General features: G+C 68.2%; 8 protein-coding genes and 1 pseudogene. 6 read left to right on the top strand and 3 right to left on the bottom strand.

From position 1 onward, the window contains the following. Positions 1-564: 564 nt before the first annotated feature. Positions 565-2,154 (top strand): MBL fold metallo-hydrolase, encoded by a 1,590-nt coding sequence (locus I0C86_RS21615; protein WP_196203074.1) that lies wholly within the window; start codon positions 565-567, stop codon positions 2,152-2,154. 295 nt (positions 2,155-2,449) lie between these two features. Here the strand turns inward: I0C86_RS21615 and I0C86_RS21610 are convergent, their stop codons facing one another. Beyond that, the gene (locus I0C86_RS21610) at positions 2,450-3,436 is read right to left on the bottom strand and encodes a ParB/RepB/Spo0J family partition protein (protein WP_196203073.1); all 987 of its coding nucleotides are present in this window, start codon (positions 3,434-3,436) and stop codon (positions 2,450-2,452) included. 750 nt (positions 3,437-4,186) lie between these two features. On the opposite strand from I0C86_RS21610, the gene I0C86_RS21605 reads away from it, so the two are divergent. From I0C86_RS21605 to I0C86_RS21595, 3 genes are read left to right on the top strand one after another with little or no spacing between them, the layout of a single operon-like run. Continuing rightward, positions 4,187-4,600 carry a GAF domain-containing protein gene (locus I0C86_RS21605; RefSeq protein ID WP_196203072.1) on the top strand — a complete coding sequence of 138 codons (414 nt, stop codon included), beginning with the start codon at positions 4,187-4,189 and terminating at the stop codon, positions 4,598-4,600. 40 nt (positions 4,601-4,640) lie between these two features. Beyond that, positions 4,641-4,781 (top strand): hypothetical protein, encoded by a 141-nt coding sequence (locus I0C86_RS21600; RefSeq protein WP_196203071.1) that lies wholly within the window; start codon positions 4,641-4,643, stop codon positions 4,779-4,781. Positions 4,782-4,819: 38 nt separating this feature from the next. After that, positions 4,820-5,755, top strand: a complete 936-nt coding sequence (locus I0C86_RS21595; protein WP_196203070.1) for a TauD/TfdA family dioxygenase — start codon at positions 4,820-4,822, stop codon at positions 5,753-5,755. Positions 5,756-6,008: 253 nt separating this feature from the next. On the opposite strand, the gene I0C86_RS43610 is transcribed toward I0C86_RS21595, so the two are convergent. Continuing rightward, on the bottom strand, positions 6,009-6,221 hold the full coding sequence (locus I0C86_RS43610) for an MbtH family protein (protein WP_323373775.1): 213 nt from the start codon (positions 6,219-6,221) through the stop codon (positions 6,009-6,011). A gap of 284 nt (positions 6,222-6,505) precedes the next feature. On the opposite strand from I0C86_RS43610, the gene hppD reads away from it, so the two are divergent. Both hppD and I0C86_RS21580 read left to right on the top strand, forming a co-directional pair. Beyond that, positions 6,506-7,600: a 4-hydroxyphenylpyruvate dioxygenase gene (gene hppD, locus I0C86_RS21585; protein ID WP_196203069.1), complete on the top strand. Its 1,095-nt coding sequence runs from the start codon at positions 6,506-6,508 to the stop codon at positions 7,598-7,600. Further along, positions 7,584-8,654, top strand: a pseudogene (locus tag I0C86_RS21580) (alpha-hydroxy acid oxidase); the annotation flags it as partial. The gene hppD and the pseudogene I0C86_RS21580, both read left to right, overlap by 17 nt. Before the next feature lie 488 nt (positions 8,655-9,142). Here I0C86_RS21580 and I0C86_RS21575 read toward each other — a convergent pair. Then, complete coding sequence (locus tag I0C86_RS21575) at positions 9,143-18,697, bottom strand: non-ribosomal peptide synthetase (RefSeq protein ID WP_196203067.1); 9,555 nt, start codon at positions 18,695-18,697, stop codon at positions 9,143-9,145. Positions 18,698-18,715 lie beyond the last annotated feature (18 nt).

Raw genomic sequence — 18,715 nt, 5'->3', positions numbered from 1 at the left:
GATCGGGGTCGTCGCCGGGGCGGCGACCGCCATCGGGGCGGTCGCGACCGCCGCGACCGCCGCGACGAGCCCGGCCAGCAGGAGCGTTCCGCGAATGCGCCGCACTGGTTCCTCCGGATGGTCGGTGGCAACGGCCCGCCCGATGAGCCATCAACTCCTGTCGAACTATAAGGAAGACTAAGAGTCCTCGCAACGCGAGTGGCATCCGCGACACCCGCGTCGCCGCGGCAGACGCCACCGCCACCGTCGATGAGTCGCCCCCTCGGCACGACGGAACGGGTCGCGCACGCCATCACGGCGGTGACTTCCTCGCCGCGCTACGCGCCGGGCTGGGCGTAGATTTCGATGGGCATTCTTCATCGGTGTTCCCGATTTTCGCAAGCGTAGCTGAAAACAGTTGAACAGCGCGTTCAAGTGACATTCCATTGATGTTGACACTCGACCGGACCCTGCTGCCATAGTGACCCCGGAACGCGGTGGCAGCCACTCACTACCCCGCTTCCTGATGCGACGGGGACAAATGTCCACCGTCAATCAGACTGACCACTCCCGGTTGGAGGGCTCATGAGTGACAGTGACGAACCGGTGTTTCTGAGATCCAATGCGATCATCGAGCCGCTGGTCGACCGTTTCTACGCCTGGATGCATATCGTGGCGCCGGCGCAGGCTTCGATGAACCTGGCGAAGGTCCAGGTGCCCATGCTGGAGTCGTACCTGCAGAACCCGCAGGTGCACGCGGCCGCCAGCGTCAACCCCGCACTGCGCGGCGGCTACTTCGTGAATGTCGAGGAGTCGCGCAGCATGGAGATCGCTGCGCTGCTCGACACGATCAAGCGGGACCGGGCGGACATGCTGGCGTTCGCCGACGCCATCGCCACCGCGGACGACCTGCTCCGGCAGAGCGCCACGGGCTTCGACCTCACCCCGCTCTACCCGAAGCTCCCGCCGGCTCTGAACGGGCTGGTGGAGCTGGCCTACGACACTGGCAACCAGGCGTCCATGCACCTGCTCGAACCGGTCCTGTACACAAGCCCGTACTACGACGTCCGGCGTCAGTCGGTCCAGTTGTCGCTGGAAACCGGCATCGAGCGGCCGTTCATCCTCAGCACGCCACGGCTGACGCAGCCGGACGTGCTCGAGCTGGAGATCCCGTTCAACCACGAAGGTCTCGACGAGTTCTTCGCGGCCCGGATCGCACCCACCACGGTTGGCCGGCTGCGCGAGGCGCTGGAACTGGACGAGGCGCAGACCGTACAGCTGCGGCGGCTGCTCACCGACCAGCCGAGCCTCTCGCCTGACCGCAGTATCGAGTCCGGGGGCCGGGTCCGCTACTTCGGCCACGCCTGTCTGGTGATCCAGTCGGCCGAGGCGACAATCGTCACCGACCCCTTCATCAGCGCCGACAACCGCCACGGTGACCGCTACACCCTCGACGACCTGCCCGAGCACATCGACCTGGTGCTCATCACGCACGGACACCAGGACCACATCGTGCTCGAGACACTGTTCCAGCTCCGCAAACGGATCGGTGCGGTCGTGGTGCCACGGTCGTCGCGCGGCAACCTCTGCGACCCGTCGATCGGGCTGTACCTCAAGGCCCTGGGCTTCACGGTCATCGAGGTCGACGACTTCGACGAGGTCCCGATCCCCGGCGGCCGGGTGGTGGCGACGCCGTTCCTGGGCGAGCACTCCGACCTGGACATCCGCGCCAAGTCCACGTTCTTCGTCCAGATCGCCGGCGCCAGCATCTACGTCGGCGCCGACTCCTCGGGCATCGATCCGGTGTTGTACCGGTACGTACGCAACCACCTCGGCCACGTCGACCTGGCGTTCCTCGGCATGGAGTGCGACGGAGCCCCGCTCACCTGGCTCTACCAGGGCCTGCTGACGCGCCCGGTCACCAAGCGGATGAGCGACTCGCGCAAGCTCTCGGGATCCAACGCGAAACAGGCCGCTGCCATCATGACCGAACTCGGCGCGGACGAGGGCTACATCTACGCCATGGGCGAGGAAAGCTGGCAGGGCCACGTCATGGCGACGAGCTACAACCCGGACACCTACCAGATGAAGCAGATCGAGGAGTTCCTCGGCTGGGCCGGCGAAAACGGCATCACCGCCGAACACCTCTTCAACAAGCGCGAGTGGCGCTGGTAAACAGGGCTCCCGTGACACTGGCCGGCGGCGCGAATCCTCGCGCCGCCGGCCAGTTCCTTTCAGCGCCTCTTGGTTCCGCCGGGGCGAGCGGCCGCCGGATCAACTGCACTGGAATCCGACAACAGGAGTCTCCGCCGCAAAGACGGAAGGCGGTGGCCGGACCACCGATACGGCGGTCCGGCCACCGACCGGCGAGAGGTCTCTCGTCAGAGCGAATCGACGGCGCCCCGTTGACCCTGATCAGCGAGCCGGTCGGATGATGCTCCCGACCATGCCGGTTTTCGTCTCATCGGGATCAGGCCGGGCGCGTGCTGCGCTGCTCGAGCTCGTCGGCGATCTGAAGCCACTCGTCGGCGCAGGACCGGGCGACGCTGGCGAGGATGTAGGCGCAGTGCGCCGGCACCTTGTGCTCGACCGCGGACCACTCCTCCGCACGAATCGCCCGCGAATGGATCCACCGCAGCACGGTACGGCCCGACTCGGTGAACCGGAGTGACGGATCGTTCTGCAGCCCCTGCAACATCAGCGAGACGGCCTCCCGATCGACCGGCTTCTCCCGGCGTCGCCGCATCTGCGGCAGCGGGTCCTCACCCCGCTCGAGCCGCTGCCGCACGTCCCGGACCGTGGACGGCGAGACACCGACCTCGCGGGCGATCTCACGCAGCGACGCCTCGGGACGCTGCTTGATCAACGCCGAGGCACGTAGCCGCCCGACGTTGTTGTCGAGCGGCCGGACCCGCCCGTCCCGGCCGGTACGCGCGCTGACCCGCTCCACCGCCGCCTCGTCCTGCATCCGGCGGCGGATGTTGCCGACGGTACGTGCACCGAGGCCGACCGTCATCGCGATGGCTCGATCCGACCAGGTGGGTTGTGAGGCGAGGATGCGTTCCGTGGCCAGCGTCCGGTCGCCGAGCGTGAGCGGCAGGCCGTGCGTCGTGTTGGCCGTGACGGCCAGGACGAAGGCCTCCTGCTCGGTACCGTCGAAGAAGGACACTTCGATCATGTCGTCGCCGCGCAGCTTGGCGGCGCGCAGGCGGTGCATGCCGTCGATGACCCGCATGCTGTCGCGGTGGACGACGATGGGCGGTAGGTGGTCCTCAATGGAAGCCAGCATCTCGACGTGATTCATGTCCTCGCCGGCCCGCCGCGGCGAATCGGCCGGACGAAGCGCGTCGACTGGCAGCCATTCCAGATCAAGATTGGCGACCAGTCGCCTATCCCGTAGTTCGAGTGCCGCTTCCGGAGCGGGTGCCGACACCAGCCCACGGAACGAGTTGTTCATCGTCGGTTCTTTCGAAACAAGCCCCCGTAGCACGGTTCCTCCAACCGTATAGCACTTCTGACCGGCCCAAATCAGCCGACGTCAGGCGGATAATAAGCAGGGCCGACGGCCCGACGCAGGTGTCCAACTGTCAATCCTGAGCAGTTGTACTGGCACGTAGCGAGGTTGCATCGACGGGTCATCACGGCTCCAGGCTGCGGCTAGCCGTCTTACCGCGAGCTACGCACCGACAACTGTCCGAATTCGGATTCGGCCTCTTCGCTTGGACATCAGCACACGGACAGTGACCGGAATTCTGCTAGCGACACCGCTGCCTGACAGACCGCCCCGCAACGCATATGCATCAATCCGAGAGATCCGTGCCGCCACCTGGAAACGTAACCCATTTCCTGGGCATCCGCCTCCGCCGCTCTTCGCCGGCGGCAGGCGCGGCGTCCAACCGCCCAATCGACGCGGACGGACACTCTGCCGGTAGGCCAGCCGCACCACTCGGGGTGGAGAGATCTGCTGGGTGCCCACCTGCTGCGCCCGTTTCAAATGGGGGGCGAGCGGTGTCCAACTGCATCATCGAAAAACGCGGGGGCGGCGCTGGTTGCCTGGACGGTCGCGACACGAGAAGGCTGCGGCCTATCATCAATCGGGCTTACGGACCGTCGAATCCTGCATGAGATGGAGAGTTGTATGCGGTCGTATCAGCTTCGTCCTTGTCAGCCCCGGACCAGGCATTCCCGAGCGTCGGCGAATCCAGCGATGCGGGACACCGTGGACCTCGCCCGGATCCTGTTCGGCGCCGACGCCGCCTTCGCCGCGGTCATCGACCAGGACACGGGCGGCCTGATCCTCGACACCGTCTCCGGGGACGGAGTGTGGCACCCGGCGCAGGGGCAACTGCCGGTGGATGCCGGCATCGCCGGCTGGGTCGTGTCGTCCGGCCACGCGGTGCTGGCGAACGGCACCGGGTCGACCACGGAATTCCCCAGTGAACCGGTCTCGCGGGCGGGCTACGTGCCCGGCCGGGTCATGGCGGCCCCGCTGGTACGGGACGGACACTGCCTCGGGGTCATCGAGGTTCTCGGTCCGGGTGGTCCGGTGAACGACCCGCGGGACCTGGATCTGCTCGTCCTGCTCGCGGACCAGGCCGCCCAGCGCCTACCGTCCCGCTGATCCGGTGGCGCCGGCATACGTTTCCATCCGGGAAGAACACGTGTCCTACGTGCGCACCACCGGTACCCGGTTGAGCGCCGAGGAGATCGCGACCCGCTGGCCGCGCCCGGTCCGGTGTGCGGTCCTGATGGCGACGACAGCGCGGGCCGACGCCGTCATCGAGCTCCTGGACACGTACTGATCCGCCCAGAACCACAACCGTCAACATTGGGGGAAACGATGGACACCACAGCCGGCACCTGGCTGCCGCACGAGATCACCAGTGACACCATCGGCACCACCGACATCGTCGGCTGGCTCACCGGACAGGGCCAGGACGGGCTCAGCCGGCTGCTCGCCGACCGGAAGGCGGTGGTCTTCCGCGGCTTCGGCGTGACACCGGAGTCCATCGAGCCCGTACTCGACCAGGTGGTGCCGAACCGGCTGCCGTACGTACACGGCAACTCGCCCCGCACCAAGGTGAGCGGCAACCTCTACACCTCCACCGAATACCCGCAGGAGTTCACCATCTCGATGCACAACGAGATGAGCTACGCCCACCACTGGCCCAAGCGCCTGGTCTTCTTCTGCCAGATCGCGCCGGCGAGCGGTGGTGCCACCCCGGTGCTGGACGGTGAGCTGTGGCTGGCCTCGCTGGACGACGAGGTCCGTGAGGCGTTCGCCGGCGGCATCCGCTACGTACAGAACCTGCATGACGGGTTCGGCTTCGGAAAGAGCTGGATGGACACCTTCGAGACGGACGACCGGGCCGAGGTCGAGCGGTTCCTCGAGGGCACCGAGTCGGAGTGGGAATGGGGCCCGGAGGGTATCCGGATCATCCAGCACCGCCCGGCCACCGTGCGTCACCCGATCACGGGGTCGGAGGTCTGGTTCAACCAGGCGGACCAGTTCCACCCGGCCGGACTCGGCGACAAGACCGCGTCCGAGCTGTACGACATCCTCGAGCCCGACGAGTTCCCGCAGCATGCCACGTTCGCCGACGGCTCCCCCATCCCGGACCGCTACGTCGAGCACATCCAGAACCGCGGGCTGGAGCTGGCCGTCGACGTGCCGTGGCAGCCCGGCGACCTGATGCTTATCGACAACATCCTCGTCGCACACGGCCGACGCCCGTTCGAGGGTTCCCGTCGCGTGCTCGTGGCGATGTCGGACTGAGGGCATCGCACCACCCGATCGGCGGGAGACGCCGCGACTCCACCCGCCAGGTCGCTGCCGCCGCGTCGGCCGGGAGCCGCCGCGGCGACAGTCGGCTCCGATGCGGGTCGGACGCCGGCGCCGAACGCCTGGATCTCGCCCTCGAGATCGATGGTCGGCTCTGATCAAGGGTATCGGCGAAATTTCGGAGACGACAAGATGCCGGCGGCCCGTCGAGGTCACCGGCATCCAGGGTGGTCACACGTACGGTGGCCTACTGCCCTTTCATCGCCTCGATGAGGCTCTTGGGCCGCAGATCGGTCCATGACTTCTCAATGTATTCGAGGCAGTCGTCTCGCGACGCTTCCCCGAATACCGTCGTCCAGCCCTCCGGAACATCGATGAAGACGGGCCACAGCGAATGCTGCCCCTCGTCGTTCACCAAAACCAGATAGCTCGCGTCGGGGTCTTCGAACGGGTTCGGCACCGGACCATCCCTAATCTCTCGGCAATAAGGGCAGACCCAGAGAAACCGCCTGTGCGCCATTTGTGGCTCGGCGTCGGGGCCAGGATTCACTATGGCTGATTCAGGGCCGACCATCAAGGGCGTCCAGGCGTACAACTGCGCCACCGGAACGGTCGCACCCTCGGGTCGAATGAGATCGGCTCCGGCATGTCACCCTGGCTGTCGCGGTCCAATCGCGGTATAGCCAGACAGCGTGGCTAGGCCCTAAAGTCCGAGTGACTCGGCCTTACCGACAGGGGACGACGATGCCTGATTCCCAGACCCGCCCGTGGGAAAACATCTCAATCGACTATCTCGAGATCTATGTCGAAAAACTTGATCAAGCAGCGTTCACCTGGGTCGACCAATACGGATTCTACGTGGCGGGATCCGGCAGATCCGCCGACCACCGCAGCCTCGCGCTGCGCCAGGGGGGCATCACGCTGGTGCTCACCGAGGCGACCTCCGATCATCATCCCGCCTCGGCCTACGTGCTCGAACACGGCGACGGCGTCGCCGACATCGCGCTGCGCACGGACGACGTCGAGGCGACCTTCCGGGCCGCGGTGGCCGGTGGCGCGAGGATCGTCCGGAAACCGGCTCGGCACGGTGGCGCGAGTCCTTCGGTAACCGCCACGATCGGCGGCTTCGGCGACGTCGTCCACACGCTGGTCGAACGCTCCCCCACGGACAGCTCCCGCCTGCCGGTGGGAGTCCAGGCAGCCCTGGGGCCCGGCGAGACGGAGCCGAACGGCGCTGGCCTGCTCGGTATAGATCACCTCGCGGTATGCCTGAAGGCGGGCTCGCTCCGGCCGACGGTGGAGCACTACCGCAGTGTCCTCGGGCTCCAGGACATCTTCGAGGAACACATCTCCGTCGGCGCGCAGGCGATGGAGTCGACCGTCGTGCAAAGCCGCTCCGGCGCCGTGACCCTGACGCTGATCGAGCCGGACGAGTCGGCGGACCCCGGGCAGATCGACGAATTCCTCAAGAGTCACCAGGGTTCCGGCGTCCAGCACGTGGCGTTCTCCTCCCGCGACGCGGTGCGCACGGTTCGGACACTCGGACGCCGCGGCGTCGCGTTCCTCAACACTCCGGCGGCCTACTACGACCTTCTTTCCGAGCGCGTGGAGCTGCCGGACGCCAAGGTGGAAAGCCTGCGCGCCACGAACGTGCTGGTGGACGAGGACCACGACGGACATCTGTTCCAGATCTTCACCGCCTCCACCCACCCCCGGCACACCCTGTTCTTCGAGGTCATCGAACGACAGGGCGCCAGGACCTTCGGCAGCGCCAATATCAAGGCGCTGTACGAGGCAGTGGAGCGGGAAAGAACCGGTCAGAGTGAACCGCAGCGCTGAACCAGCCACGGCGGCCGACTTCGAACAGGGCGCCGCCGCGATCCTTTCCGCCGAGGTCTGGGACTTCATCGCTGGCGGCAGCGGGGCCGAGACGACGATCGCGGCCAACCGTACGGCACTGGACAGCGTGTTCCTCGTTCCGAGGATGCTGCGGGATGTCTCCACCTGCTCCACCCGTTCCACACTGCTGGGCCGGCCGGTCGAAATGCCCGTCGCCGCCGCGCCGGTGGCCTACCAGCGGCTGGTACACCCCGACGGCGAACTCGCCACCGCCCGCGCCACCGCGGCCGCCGGTGTCCCCTTCGTCGCCGCCACCCTCAGCAGCGTGCCGATCGAGCAGATCACCGCGGCCGGCGGGCGGGTGTGGTTCCAGCTCTATTGGCTCCGCGACGAAAGCGCCACTCTCGACCTGGTCAGGCGCGCCGAGGACGCGGGCTGCGAAGCCATCATGTTGACCGTCGACGTGCCCTGGATGGGCCGCCGGCTGCGGGACATCCGCAACGGGTTCGCGCTGCCGGCCCACGTCCGCGCCGCCAATATCGTCACGACCTCCGCCGCACACGAACGAACCGGGCAGGGCTCCGCAGTCGCCGCCCACACCAGCCAGGAGTTCTCCCCCGCGCTGACCTGGTCGGCGCTCGACCGTCTGCGCCAGCACACCCGTCTGCCCCTGGTAGTCAAAGGACTCCTCGCGCCGGAGGACGGCGCGCAGGCGGTCCAGCACGGTGTCGACGCCATCGTGGTGTCCAACCACGGCGGTCGCCAGCTCGACGGCGCCGTGGCCAGCATCGACGCGTTACCCGAGATCGTCGACGCGGTGCACGGCCGCTGCGAGGTCCTCCTGGACAGCGGTGTCCGTAGCGGTACGGACGTGTTGCGCGCGCTCGCCCTGGGCGCCTCGGGCGTCCTGCTCGGACGACCGCTGATCTGGGGACTGGCCGTCGGCGGCGAACCCGGCGCGACCCGGGTACTAGAACTGTTGAGGGCCGAGTTACGCGATGCCATGGGGCTCGCTGCCTGCGAGAACGTCGCGGCCGCACGCCGGCTGCAGACCTTCCGCCGCCTGGCCGCCCATGGCGTCCGATCGGGCTCCGAACCCCGGCCCATGCTCGTCCAACCGTCGGTTATTCCCGGTTAGACACCCGGTGACCACGACCTAGACACCCGGTGACCACGACCCATCCGCGTGAGCCCGTGCTGCGGCCGAGCGTGAAGCGTGCCGGACCCCGTTCCTGAGCCGCCGTAGGTCGTGGGTCATTCGACCGGTGGTTGTGTGGTGCCGCGCGGCGACCTCCACAAGCGCTTCGAGCGAATCGATGCGGCCGGGCACGGCGCGAAGGCTCTTGCCGGTGTCACCGGCGGCGGCAACAGGGTACGGGCATGGGGTGCCCGGACAGGGCCATGACCCGAGGGTCGCCGATCCGTAGTACCGACCAGCCGGCCGAGGTGACGACGGACGATCCGCCGGTTGGCGGCTCCTCGCGGCGAGGGCCGCCACTCACCGTCGCAGAGCAGCTCGATGGCCGATGGCTCCGGGTCGGATCAGTGCATGTCCTCCGTGAGGTTTTCGTGCTGCCTCGGCCGCAGCGCCGGCCGGCTCGGCCGCGCGGTCTCGAGCTGGCCCGCGAGTTCGGCTGGTGTGGGTGCGTCGAAGAGTGTGCGGATCTCGATTTCGACGCCGAGGGTCGACCGGATCCGGGAGACGAGTCGGACGCCGAGCAGGGAGTGGCCGCCGAGGTCGAAGAAGTTGTCGTCGACGCCGACGGTGTCCCGGCCCAGGACGTGGGCGAAAGCGGCGCAGAGCAGTTCTTCCTGCACCGTTTCCGGGCCGCGGACGGATGTGTTGGCGTGCTGCGGGTCGGGTAGGGCGTTGCGGTCGAGTTTGCCGTTGTCGGTCAGGGGCAGTTCCGGCAGGGCGACGATCGTGGACGGCACCATGTAGTCGGGTAGCCGTGATCCGATGAATCCTCGGATCTCATCGACGTCACCGTCGGCGACCACGTACCCGATCAGCTGTTGTTCACGGACGATCACCGCGGCGTGTTCGACGCCCGGATAGGCGCGCAGGGCCGTTTCGATCTCGCCGGGCTCGACCCGGAACCCGCGGATCTTGACCTGGTCGTCGGCTCGGCCCAGGAACACCAACTGCCCCTGCGTCGTCCACTTGACCCGGTCACCGGTGCGGTATACCCGCTCCCCCGCACCGAAGGGGCTGGCCACGAACCGCTCGGCCGTCAGATCCGGCCGCCCGACGTAGCCACGGGCCACCGGCGCGCCAGCGACGTACAACTCTCCGGCGACCCCGACCGGTACCGGTGCGAGCCGCTCATCCAACACGAACAGACGGGTGTTCGCGATCGGTGTCCCGATCGGCACATCCGGGCCGGACAACCCCGAAAGGTCAGCGGTGGCCACCCCGATCGTGGTCTCCGTCGGCCCGTAGTGGTTGAACACCCCCCGACCGGCGGCTTCGCGTACCAGCGACTCCACCCATGACGCCGGCGCCGACTCACCACCGAGAACCACGGACCGGGCCGGCAGAACCGCCCCCGCCGACAGCGCCATCGCATGCGACGGCACCACCTTCACATGATCGATACGGTGCTCGGTCAGGTAGTCGGCCACCGCCTGCGGGTCCAGAACACTGGCCTCGTCAAGCACATGCAACTGTCCACCGGTGGCCAGGCTGCTGAACACCACCGTGTTGCCCAGGTCGGTCACCTGCGGCTGCAACAACCCGAACCGGCCACCACCGGTCCATCCCAACCGCTGCGACACCGATCCCACATAGTTGGCCAACGAGCCGTGGGTAACCGCCACACCCTTGGGAGCACCAGTCGAACCGGACGTGTAAATCACATACGCCAAGCCATCCGGATCGACCCGTACCGGCGCCACGAGCGGCATCGCCCCGGCCACCATCGGATCATCCACCGCGACCATCGGCACCAGACCCACCGGCAGGTCGTCCAGGACGTCTCCGGTACCCACCACCAACATCGCCCGGCTGTCCGCCAACATGAACGCCACCCGTTCCACCGGCAGCTTCACATCGACCGGCAGATACGCCCCGCCCGCCTGCCACACCGCCAGAATCGCGGTGACCATCTCCACACCCCGAGGCAGGCACAACGCCACCACCGACTCCGGACCCACACCCTGGGACCGCAGGTAACCCGCCAGGCGGCCGGCACGCTCAGCCAACCCCGCATACGTCAGCTCGACACCATCGGCCACCACCGCCACCGCGTCCGGCACCCACGCCACCGACCGCCCGAACAGCTCCACCACCGACCCGGCGGAAACCGGCGCCGCAGTCTGGTTCCAACCCCGGACCAACAACTCACGCTCGACCGGATCCAACACATCCACCGCATGCAGCCGAACATCCGGCACCGCGGTCACCACCGACAACACCCGCACGAACAACTCCGCGAACCGAACCGCCGTCACCTCATCAAACAAATCCGCCGCCACCGTGACCACACCCCGCAAACCCGCCGGAGCACCATCAGCGTCGAAGACCTCGCCGACGAGCACGTCCAGGTCGAACTTCGCGAGCTGCTTTCCGGCGAACAGCACCTCGGCCTCGAGGTCTGCCAGGTCGAGGGTCTCGGCGGTACGCCGTTCCGACGAGACGGGATTGAGGATGGTGAGCACCACCTGGAACAGCGGATGCCGCGCCAGCGACCGCGCCGGCGCCAACTCCTCCACCAGACGCTCGAACGGCACGTCCTGATGCGCCAGCGCACCCAGGGTCGTCTCCCGCACCCGAGCCAGCAACTGCCGGAACGGCGGATCCCCCGACAGGTCCGTACGGATCACCAGCGAATTCACGAAACAGCCGACAAGCTCGTCAAGCGCCTCGTCGGTACGCCCGGCAACCGCCGACCCGATCGGCACGTCCGTACCAGCCCCCAGACGAGACAGCAACGTCGCCAGGGCAGCCTGCAACACCATGAACGGTGTCACGCCCTCGTCCCTGGCCAGAGCGGACAACCGCCGGTGTACCCCGGACGGAATCCGCACCGGCACGCTGTGCCCACGATGGCTCGCCTCGATCGGCCGGGGCCGGTCGTAGGGCAGGCTCAGTTCCCCTGGAACGCCGGCAAGCGCCCGCCGCCAATACTCCGCCTGCTCCGACAGCAGACTTCCTGGATCCGCCTCGTCACCGAGCAACCGGCGCTGCCAAAGGGCATAGTCCGCGTACTGCACGGGCAGCCCGGGCCACTGCGGCGCCATCGCCCGCGACCGCGCCGCGTACGCCGCCGACACATCCCGCATCAACGGCCCCACCGACCAACCGTCCGCCACGATGTGATGCAGAACCAGCACGAGTACCGACTCGTCCGGAGCCACCTCGAACAGCCACGCCCGAATCGGCACGTGCACCGACAGATCGAAGGTGCACTGCGTCACGCCGACGATCGCGGCGCTCAGATCGGCTCCGGACAGGGCGTCCACCGTGAGGTCGGTGATCGGTTCCACCTCCGGCAGGACTCCGGAGGGACCGCCGGACGGAGCGTCGATGTCCGGGAAGCGCAACTGCACTGTTCCGGCTCGGTTGTCCGGCACCACCGTCATCGTCCAACCCACGTCGTCCGGATCGAGAATCCGCTGGTAGGGCTCGCCGTCATCACTGGGGAAGACGGTGCGCAGCGACTCGTGCCGCGCGATCACGTCGCGCAGCGCCATCTCCAGGGCCATCGCGTTCACCGGCCCCGACAACCGCAGCACCGTGGGTACGTTGTACGTCGGGTTCGGACCCTCCAGTTGGGTCAGGAACCAGAGCCTGCGTTGGGCGAACGACAGCGGCACCCGCGCCGGCCGCTGCCCCCCGCCGTGCAGCACCGGCCGCACCCGGTCGGTACCCGATCGGGCCAGCCACCCGGCCAGTTCGGCTGGTGTGGGTGCGTCGAAGAGTGTGCGGATCTCGATTTCGACGCCGAGGGTCGACCGGATCCGGGAGACGAGTCGGACGCCGAGCAGGGAGTGGCCGCCGAGGTCGAAGAAGTTGTCGTCGACGCCGACGGTGTCCCGGCCCAGGACGTGGGCGAAAGCGGCGCAGAGCAGTTCTTCCTGCACCGTTTCCGGGCCGCGGACGGATGTGTTGGCGTGCTGCGGGTCGGGTAGGGCGTTGCGGTCGAGTTTGCCGTTGTCGGTCAGGGGCAGTTCCGGCAGGGCGACGATCGTGGACGGCACCATGTAGTCGGGTAGCCGTGATCCGATGAATCCTCGGATCTCATCGACGTCACCGTCGGCGACCACGTACCCGATCAGCTGTTGTTCACGGACGATCACCGCGGCGTGTTCGACGCCCGGATAGGCGCGCAGGGCCGTTTCGATCTCGCCGGGCTCGACCCGGAACCCGCGGATCTTGACCTGGTCGTCGGCTCGGCCCAGGAACACCAACTGCCCCTGCGTCGTCCACTTGACCCGGTCACCGGTGCGGTATACCCGCTCCCCCGCACCGAAGGGGCTGGCCACGAACCGCTCGGCCGTCAGATCCGGCCGCCCGACGTAGCCACGGGCCACCGGCGCGCCAGCGACGTACAACTCTCCGGCGACCCCGACCGGTACCGGTGCGAGCCGCTCATCCAACACGAACAGACGGGTGTTCGCGATCGGTGTCCCGATCGGCACATCCGGGCCGGACAACCCCGAAAGGTCAGCGGTGGCCACCCCGATCGTGGTCTCCGTCGGCCCGTAGTGGTTGAACACCCCCCGACCGGCGGCTTCGCGTACCAGCGACTCCACCCATGACGCCGGCGCCGACTCACCACCGAGAACCACGGACCGGGCCGGCAGAACCGCCCCCGCCGACAGCGCCATCGCATGCGACGGCACCACCTTCACATGATCGATACGGTGCTCGGTCAGGTAGTCGGCCACCGCCTGCGGGTCCAGAACACTGGCCTCGTCAAGCACATGCAACTGTCCACCGGTGGCCAGGCTGCTGAACACCACCGTGTTGCCCAGGTCGGTCACCTGCGGCTGCAACAACCCGAACCGGCCACCACCGGTCCATCCCAACCGCTGCGACACCGATCCCACATAGTTGGCCAACGAGCCGTGGGTAACCGCCACACCCTTGGGAGCACCAGTCGAACCGGACGTGTAAATCACATACGCCAAGCCATCCGGATCGACCCGTACCGGCGCCACGAGCGGCATCGCCCCGGCCACCATCGGATCATCCACCGCGACCATCGGCACCAGACCCACCGGCAGGTCGTCCAGGACGTCTCCGGTACCCACCACCAACATCGCCCGGCTGTCCGCCAACATGAACGCCACCCGTTCCACCGGCAGCTTCACATCGACCGGCAGATACGCCCCGCCCGCCTGCCACACCGCCAGAATCGCGGTGACCATCTCCACACCCCGAGGCAGGCACAACGCCACCACCGACTCCGGACCCACACCCTGGGACCGCAGGTAACCCGCCAGGCGGCCGGCACGCTCAGCCAACCCCGCATACGTCAGCTCGACACCATCGGCCACCACCGCCACCGCGTCCGGCACCCACGCCACCGACCGCCCGAACAGCTCCACCACCGACCCGGCGGAAACCGGCGCCGCAGTCTGGTTCCAACCCCGGACCAACAACTCACGCTCGACCGGATCCAACACATCCACCGCATGCAGCCGAACATCCGGCACCGCGGTCACCACCGACAACACCCGCACGAACAACTCCGCGAACCGAACCGCCGTCACCTCATCAAACAAATCCGCCGCCACCGTGACCACACCCCACAGACCCGCCGGAGCACCATCAGCGTCGAAGACCTCGCTCAACAACACGTCGAGGTCGAACTTCGCCGTCTGCCGGTCCGGTGGGATGAACTCGGCGGTCACGTCGGGCAGATCGGTTGCCTGGTCGCCGGGGTCGAAAAGGGTCAGCACCACCTGGAACAGCGGATGCCGCGCCAACGACCGTGCCGGCGCCAACTCCTCCACCAGACGCTCGAACGGCACGTCCTGATGCGCCAGCGCACCCAGGGTCGTCTCCCGCACCCGAGCCAGCAACTGCCGGAACGGCGGATCCCCCGACAGGTCCGTACGGATCACCAGCGAATTCACGAAACAGCCGACAAGCTCGTCAAGCGCCTCGTCGGTACGCCCGGCAACCGCCGACCCGATCGGCACGTCCGTACCAGCCCCCAGACGAGACAGCAACGTCGCCAGGGCAGCCTGCAACACCATGAACGACGTGGCGCTCTCCGCGGTGGCCAACTCCGCCAGTCGCCGGTGCACCTCGGCCGGGATCCGCACCGGCGCGGTGTGCCCCCGGTGACTCGCCTCGGCCGGCCGCGGCCGGTCGCGGGGAAGACCGAGCTCCTCCGGTGCGTCCGCGAGCGCACGGCGCCAGTAGTCCACCTGGTCCCGCAGCAGGTCGTTCGTGCTCGAGGACTCGCTGAGCAGATCACGCTGCCACAGCGCGTAGTCCGCGTACTGCACCGGCAACGGCTCCCACTCCGGCGCCCCACCCCGCAGCCGGGCCGCGTAGGCCGCCGACACATCCCGCATCAGCAGGCCCATCGACCAGCCGTCGGCGGCCACATGGTGGAGAACCAGAACCAGTACCGACTCCTGCGGCGCCGTCTCGAACAGCCACGCTCGGATCGGCACCTCCGTGGACAGCTCGAACGGATACCGCGCCGCCTGTGCCACCGCTTCGGATACCTGGACCGCCGGCACCTGCTCGACCTGCAACGACCACCGCATCGACGCCGGGTCGAGGATCTCCTGGCACGGCTCGCCGTCCTGCACGGGGAACACCGTGCGGAGCGCCTCATGCCGGCCCAGCACGTCCCGCAGCGCCATGTTCAGGGCGGCATGGTCGAGTGGTCCGGTCAGTTTCAGGGCGAGCGGGGCGTTGTAGGCCGGGTTGTTGCCTTCCACCTGGCTCAGGAACCAGAGCCGCTGCTGTGCGAACGACAGTGGGACCCGGTCGGGGCGAGCCGTGACCGTCAGAGCCGACCGGGCCGGGCTGGAAGCCGCTCCGGCGACATGCGCGGCGAGCGCCGCGACCGTCGGCATGTCGAACAGCGCATGTAGTGGCAACATCACACCCGTCGCCTTGTGCACACAGCCGATCAACTTCGTCGCCAGCAGCGAGTGTCCGCCCAACTCGAAGAAATTGTCCTCGACACCTGTCCGATCGAGGCCCAGGACCTCGGCGAAGGCCTCGCTGACCAGGCGCTCGGCCGCGGTCGCGGGACTCCGGCCGGCACCGGTGGTCCGTCGTGGCACCGGCAACGCCGCGCGGTCGAGCTTTCCGTTCACGGTGCGCGGCATCTCCGCCAGAACCATCACCGCGTCCGGCACCATGTAGTCCGGCAACCGCTCGCCCAGGTACTCCCGCAGTATCGCCGGCAGGTCTTCGCCGTTGTCACCGTCACCGGGGACGACGTAGCCGACCAGGCTCTTGTTGCCGGCCTGAACCTCCTGGACGACCACCGCCGCGCGGAGCACGGCCGGATGCGCGCCCAGGACCGCTTCGATCTCACCGGGCTCGATCCGGAACCCGCGGATCTTCACCTGATCGTCGGCTCGGCCCAGGTACACCAGTTGCCCGTCGAGAGTCCATTTCGCCAGGTCACCGGTGCGGTACATCCGCTCACCCGTGCCGAACGGACACGCCACGAAACGTTGGCCGGTCAGCCCCGGGCGACCCATGTACCCCCGGGCCAGACCGGCGCCGGCCACATACAACTCGCCGGCCACATCCGCCGGGGCCGGGCCGAGCGAGCCATCCAGGACGAACGCCCGGGTGTTGCGGATCGGCGTGCCGATGACCGGCTCGTCGCCGGCTACCAGCGGCGCCGACATCGACGCACACACCGTCGTCTCCGTCGGCCCGTACGCGTTGATGAACCGGCGGCCCTCCGCCCACCGCTGGACCAACCCGCGGTCCAGGGCCTCACCGGCCGATACCAGCGTGCGCACCGATGCCAGGTCCGACGGCGTCAACGCACCGAGCACGACCGGCGGCAACGTCGCGTACGACACGCCGTGCCGGCCGAGCACCCCGGTGAGGCCCTCCCCCGGCAGCAGGTCGTCCTGCGCGGCCACCACCAACCCGGCGCCCGAGGCCAGCGCCATCAGCACTTCCCACGTGGCGGCGTCGAACCCGTGCGACGCGAACTGCAGCACCCGGTCCCCGGCCCGCACGCCGAACCGTTCGATCTGTGCCGCTGCCAGGTTCACCGCGCCGCCGTGGGTCACCCCCACGCCCTTCGGCGTCCCCGTCGAGCCGGACGTGTAGATCAGGTACGCCAGCGAGTCCCGCCACAGGACCACCGTCGGCGCCACCGCCGGAGACCCGGCGATCTCCGCCTGCACCTCGGCGCTGTTCAGCACGGCAACCGGAGTCGCCCCGCTGCCGACGAGGTCCGACGCGGTCAGCACGAGCGCCGCACCACTGTCGTCGATCATGAACGCGATCCGCTCGGCCGGGTACCGGGCGTCGATCGGCAGATAGGCCGCGCCGGCCTTCACGATCCCGAGCAAGCCCACCACGAAGTCGGTGCCCCGGTCCACGGCGAGTCCGACGATCGATCCCTCGCCCACGCCGCGGCCGCGCAGGTACCACGCCAGCCGGTTCGCGCGCTCGTCCAGTTGTGCGTACGTGAGTTCGACACTGTCACCGACGAGCGCGATGGCTTCGGGCGTCCGGGCGACCTGGGCGTCGAACAGGTCGCCGAGATGCACGGGAAGATCCGCGGCCGGGCGCGGCGCAGGATTCCAGTCGACCAGTACCCGGCGACGCTCCTCCTCGCCGAGGATCTCGGCGTGAGCCACCGGCTCGTTTGCGGCGGCGCCCGTGAAAGCCTTCAACAACCGCAGGTAGCGGTTCGCTACGCGGTCGGCTCCGTCCGTCCCGTGCCGGTCGGCATCGGCCTCGACCTCGAAGGTGAGCTCCCCGGTGTCCGCCCGGTCGTAGACACTGATCCGTCGGTCATGGGTTGGGCCGGACGCCAACGTCCGGGCGGTCGCCGTACACGCGCCGAACCGCAGCGGATACTCGAACGAGATCACGTTGACGACCTGGCCGAACAGCGGCGCGCCGTCGACGGACTTCAGCTCCCGCACCATGTCCTCGTACCGGTAACGCTGGTGCCGCAGCGCGTCCCGGACCGCCTCGGACGTACGCCGCAGCAACGTCCCGCGCGTCTCGGCGGGATCGATCGTCAGGCGCACCGGTATCACGTTCGAGGTCATCCCCACCGCGTCGAACTCTCGCGGCGAGGACCGTCCGACCGACGTGACGCCGACGACCACGTCGCGCGTTCCGGTGAGGCGGTGGTCGTAGACAGCCGCGGCAGCGACCGCCAGCTCGGCGATGCTGGCCCGCGATCGCGCGGCCGACGCTCTCAACGTCGTGGCCTCGTCCGCGTCCAACTGCCGCCGGTGCTTGGTGGGGGCATCCGGCAGCCGATTCCGGAGGGCCGCCGGGTGGGCGCTCTCCGGCAGGCCGGACAGCTTGTCCAGCCAGTAGCGCCGGTCCCGCTCGAACGCCGCCGACTCCCGGTAGTCCCGCTCGGCGTCCAACAGGACGGAGAGCGGCTCGAGGTTGGTCTCCTCGACGCTGCCGTCCTCCGCCAGCGCCGTGTAGATGCGTGCCACCGCCGAGACGAACAACGAGAGGCTGTACCCGTCGATGACGAGGTGATGGAAACGCTGGTACCACCAGAAACGCCGGGGCTCCAGCACGAACAGCAACTGGGTGCCCATCGCGGCGCCGGTCAGTTCCATCCGCCGGCTCAGGTCGGCACGCATGGCGTGTTCGGCGGCAGCCTGCGGATCCGGCTGGCCGACCAGATCCACGACCCGCACCGGGGGACTCTCCATCCCGCCCACGTACTGCCGCGGCACGCCATCGACGGTGGTGAACCGCAGCCGGTACGAGTCGGCCTCGGCCAGCGCCTGCCGCACGGCCGTCATGAACAGGCCCGTGTCCAGGTCACCACGAATTTCGACGTACTCGCCGACGTTGAAGGCAACGCTGTCCGGCTTTAGCGCCTGGGCGTTCCAAATAGCCAACTGGCCGGCCATCAACTCACGGAGCACACCTTCAGAAGCGACCATTCCACGTCCTCAGTCGTC

The organism is Plantactinospora alkalitolerans (assembly GCF_015690345.1).
Taxonomy (GTDB): Bacteria; Actinomycetota; Actinomycetes; order Mycobacteriales; family Micromonosporaceae; genus Plantactinospora; species Plantactinospora alkalitolerans.
This window is presented reverse-complemented; position numbering and strand designations above follow the sequence as displayed.

Bases quoted from the DNA above. Each gene is read 5' to 3' on its own strand.
- I0C86_RS21605 (WP_196203072.1), top strand. From the start codon at position 4,187: ATGCGGGACACCGTGGACCTCGCCCGGATCCTGTTCGGCGCCGACGCC.
- I0C86_RS21575 (WP_196203067.1), bottom strand. From the start codon at position 18,697: ATGGTCGCTTCTGAAGGTGTGCTCCGTGAGTTGATGGCCGGCCAGTTG.
- I0C86_RS21610 (WP_196203073.1), bottom strand. From the start codon at position 3,436: ATGAACAACTCGTTCCGTGGGCTGGTGTCGGCACCCGCTCCGGAAGCG.
- I0C86_RS21595 (WP_196203070.1), top strand. From the start codon at position 4,820: ATGGACACCACAGCCGGCACCTGGCTGCCGCACGAGATCACCAGTGAC.
- hppD (WP_196203069.1), top strand. From the start codon at position 6,506: ATGCCTGATTCCCAGACCCGCCCGTGGGAAAACATCTCAATCGACTAT.
- I0C86_RS21615 (WP_196203074.1), top strand. From the start codon at position 565: ATGAGTGACAGTGACGAACCGGTGTTTCTGAGATCCAATGCGATCATC.